Source organism: Methanospirillum sp. (assembly GCF_035560735.1).
Lineage (GTDB): Archaea > Halobacteriota > Methanomicrobia > Methanomicrobiales > Methanospirillaceae > Methanospirillum.
In genome coordinates, this window is the sequence record NZ_DATMYY010000298.1 from 1 (window position 1) to 4330 (window position 4330).

Here is a 4330-nt window from a genome sequence, read left to right on the forward strand (position 1 = left end):
GTTTTCCATGCAGGTCAGATACGACCACCCTGCATGCCATCTTACCTAGTGTTGCCTGGTTTCGTGAAGATTCGAGAGAAGCAAAGTAGATCCATGGAAGTAGGATAATGAGAACCAGAATACATGTAGCCACCGGCATTGGAACAAGTGATGTGGCAGGAATTCCGTCATCTGATATAACTGCCTGCCTTCGAACAATCATCATAAGCATTCTCCAGCCTTCACCGAGGCCTAGGTATGCCGCGGCAATACCGTTGATTATACACAGAATTATCAGATCAATTATTGATGCCGCAAAACGACGCCAGAATCCGGCAAGTTCCCTACCCTGTGAACTTCCATTGATAAGATCTGCCCAACCTGATGATGAATATGTATCAGCCACTGTATGGTATATGCGATAAATCAGGCATCAACTTATCGAAAAATGAAGGGTTCAGTTTATATATTACGATGTTTCTGTTGCCTTTCGTACGGTTACACGAATTAACATAGTCAATATTATACAGAAACAGATAAAAACGAGAAGGACTGGCCAGAAGAGCGGGGCTGGTGAATCAGAAGCAAGTTGAGCAATAATATTGAGCGGATTTCCTGGAAATGCAAGTGTGAGCAGAAGAAGAATAACTGCTGCTGTTGAAAAGATGAATTGTGATTTTGTTCGGTCCTGGTAATAAAGTGCCAGAAGAGCAGCGACCAGAATGAGTGCCGAGGACGCAAAGATAACCTGTAGAAGGATTTCAGGGAGAGATCCGATTTGTATTTTATTTAGTATAAGCAACACAAGCCAAAGACCTGCCTCCATTGGCACAAGAAGTATACATGCACTAATCTTTCCCCATATGATTTCATTCATAGAAGCAGGGGTAGTACGCAGGGTGTCGATAGTCTGTTGCTGGTATTCTTCTGTTATGAGATCTATAACCAGGCCTGCTGATATGATGGCAGGCATGAAAAGAAGGAGAGGGATCAACAGAGCATAAATAAACTCGTAAAAAGTGTTTGAGCTTACAGGTCTTGCCGAGGTCATAGTAACCGGGTGCTTAGTTATACGATCACTTCTTACATCTCGCAGGATATCCTCGTACTTTAGAAAAACTTCCTTGATTTTGACCTCGATTACCGCTGACTGAATATCATTTTTAATCGTATACAGTGTAAGGCTGACTGGATCCTTACTTTCAGGGGGTGTTTCAGATGTCCAGATTACTGCCGACAGTTTTCTCTCCTTAAGTGCCCCAAGCGCCACTGAGAGATTCATCTGATATGATCTAAATGAGGGATTTTCATCAAGTAGCCTTGTCAGGATCGTATCATTACCAACCACTCCGACTCCGTATTTTACTCCAGAAACACTTCCATATGTGGTTGGGTCATACATTGCAGAGAGACCTACCATTAGAAACGATGAGAAGAGTGCAATAAAGAGCTGAAGAAGGATAGCTAGCAGGATAGTCTTCTCGTTTGCAAGTCCGCGGAGTTCTTTTTTAGTTATTGTGAAAACCCTGTGCACATTCACCAAACCCACCCCCTGAGCATATACAGATTATAGAGAAGATGAACTGCAGTGGCAAGAACCAGACCGAATGGTAACGCTTTTGGCCCTTTGTATAGAACAGCAGCTCCGGTTATGAAGACACCAACTGCATGCAAGAGGAATGGCATCCAGAGCATTCCGATGCTCAGGAACAGGGCTGCACCAAAAATAGAATCAGATATTTGAGAGATGGTAACAAAAATGAGTAATTTTTCTCCAACGAGAAATCCTAATGCAATAAGGGCTGAAGCAATCACCAGTACACGTGCATTTAGAAATCCTGGCATTGCAGTGATAAGTGCTATGATTCCAGCCCCTTTAGCCATCTCTTCAGTCAATGCAGCAAGCAACATTATCAAAATCAATGAAAAAGGCATTGGGAGGTTAAAGAAGAGGACCAGATACATCATCTGAGCCATGAGAACGAAAGGTATGCATATTAGTCCAATAATAAAAAGTGAGAACCACCAGTGGCGGGGTTGTACCAGTCCGGCAAGATAAAGTCTTACCTTTGACACCATACTCGATTCTGCAAAGAGTTGCTCCTCTTTGAAATTTTTTATACAGATACCAAAGATGATGAAACTTGTCAGGTAGAAGAGAGAAGTCGCATACAGATACTCCATCAGGGTATAGCCGGTTCCCTGGATAACATATACAACCAGTGTGACCGGCGATAGAAGACTTACAATATGAACATTAGCAAAAAGACTTGGAAAGAAAAGGTACGAGGTAGCAATTGTTGAGAAGAAGATAGAGATGAAGGAGAGTTCCTTGAAGCTGCGGGATACCATTCCAATAAAGAGAGCAAATGCAAGAAAAAATAGAATAACTGGAATGAGTGGCAGGATAGCCATTATATCCGCATGAACCACGAACAGGATTGCAGATGCCAGCAGAACCATGCCGATAGCATATGGCAACATCTTTCCAAAAATAAGTATTTCCGGTTTAATCGGGGCTGCAATAAGCGCTTCACCCTGCCTGAGGGTACGCTCGTTCATGATACTCATCATGAAGAACTGAGACGTGAAGTATAGCGGAAAGATGAAGACAAAAATAAAGATGATGGTATCAAATGGAAGTGGGGGGGAGAGGAGGGAAGGAACCTTATACGGAATCTGGGTTGTATCAGCCTTTGAAAAAATCCCCGTATATCTGCTCACCTGCTCCTGGTCTTTGCTCATCTGATCCGCAAGGCTCATCCGCAGTTCCTCCGAGTCTGCGGGGATTGATGACACTGGTGGTGCGACTTCTTCAACCGGGAGATCAGGTTCCGGAGCTTCATTATATGCCTGCCCCGAAACACCGATCTGTTGTCCTGTCTGCGTCGCTAGAAAGTTGAGCTCACTTGATATGTACTCATTTTGAATCCAGAGAGGATATGCGGCAAACAGATCTTTTTGTTGTTGATATATCCTATCAGTATATGCCTGATAATCGCGTTCAAAACTTTTTTGAGCGGCTTTGCCCTTCTCTCCAGGTGTTCGAAGAATAGTCCCGGTTTGGATCTTCAGATCTGTACCTGCTTTCTGCGGGGTCACCCCATAAAGATCACTTGTATCATAAACAGTATATCTGGGATCTCCCCCGATGATTTCAAGGTATGTTGGACTGTCAATCCCAATCCTATACAGTCCATCCTGCAGATGCATCCCGTGTTGTGCAGCAAATCCACTCACTAGGACGAGGAGAATCAGGAGTATAACCGAAATAGGGAGCAGATCTCTGCTCATAGCGGTGAAAAAACGTTTGACCTCCCACCGTGAGATGGTAAAAAGCTGATGCAGCATCTGCATAGTGGTGAGAAGTTGAACGCCACGATATATCAATCATGAGTCCTCATGGTCGTGTATCTTTTATGGAATGCAGAGTACAGGAGAAGGAAGCATGATCAAGGCGTCACATCTCTCCAGGAAGTATGGTGAGGTAACTGTGCTTCACGATGTATCATTTACCTGTGAAGAGGGGCAGATCCTGGGAATTATCGGGCATAACGGTGCAGGAAAGACCACCCTGCTCAAGATTCTTTCAGGCCTTATTAAGCCTGATTCAGGGAGCCTTACCATCGGCGGAGTTGATGTTCTCTCTGATCCCATGCAGATCAAGAACCAGCTCGGCTATCTTCCTGAAGAGTCACGCCTTTATGAAACCATGACGGTTCCAGATTATCTTCGCTTTTTTGGCGAGATATACGGATTAGATCGGGAGACAGTAGATTCCCGTGCCGGTGTATTACTCGCCCAATTATCATTGAATCCTAATGGAAAACGGATTGGAAATTTATCCAAAGGTATGAAACGTAAGGTTGCAATTGCAAGAACTCTCATTCATGATCCTGCAATCCTTGTCTATGATGAACCTGGTTCTGGTCTTGACCCGATGACCAGCCGGTTCATCATTGAATACCTTAAAGATCTACGTAATCGCGGAAAGACAATCATCCTATCTGCACACAATCTCAATCAGGTCGAGGAGATCTGTGATACAGTGATGATATTAAAGCAGGGAAATGTTGTTATCAGAGGGACCATGCCAGAACTTAGAGAGCAGTTTGGGTCAATTCGGTATGAGGTGTGGTACAAGTTTCCTGGAGAAAATCTCCTGACAATGCCAGTGGGAACGGAAAAAAGTGGAAATCTCTGGATGTCAACGGTCAGGTCAGTTCCGGATCTCAATGGCCTCACCTCTGATATTTCAGATAATGGCGGAGAAGTGGAGCGAATTGAATCAAAATATCCGTCACTTGAAGAGATTTTAATGAAGATTGGAAAATAAAACCCAGATAAAAGA

Annotated in this window: 4 protein-coding genes; 1 reads left to right on the plus strand and 3 read right to left on the minus strand. The window is 43.8% G+C overall.

Annotated elements, in window-relative coordinates; all coding sequences use genetic code 11:
- From VN429_RS08640 to VN429_RS08650, 3 genes are all read right to left on the minus strand, one after another.
- The coding region (locus VN429_RS08640; RefSeq protein WP_325632184.1) for an RDD family protein at nucleotides 1-385 on the minus strand (385 nt) is incomplete at its 3' end.
- 63 nt (nucleotides 386-448) lie between these two features.
- Nucleotides 449-1513 carry an ABC transporter permease subunit gene (locus VN429_RS08645; protein ID WP_325632187.1) on the minus strand — a complete coding sequence of 355 codons (1065 nt, stop codon included), beginning with the start codon at nucleotides 1511-1513 and terminating at the stop codon, nucleotides 449-451.
- A 2-nt stretch (nucleotides 1514-1515) separates the two neighbouring features.
- Nucleotides 1516-3369 (minus strand): ABC transporter permease, encoded by a 1854-nt coding sequence (locus tag VN429_RS08650; protein WP_325632190.1) that lies wholly within the window; start codon nucleotides 3367-3369, stop codon nucleotides 1516-1518.
- A gap of 58 nt (nucleotides 3370-3427) precedes the next feature.
- Here VN429_RS08650 and VN429_RS08655 point away from each other — a divergent pair, with 58 nt between their 5' ends.
- Entirely contained in the window at nucleotides 3428-4315 is an 888-nt protein-coding gene (locus VN429_RS08655) for an ABC transporter ATP-binding protein (RefSeq protein ID WP_325632192.1), read from the plus strand.
- Nucleotides 4316-4330 lie beyond the last annotated feature (15 nt).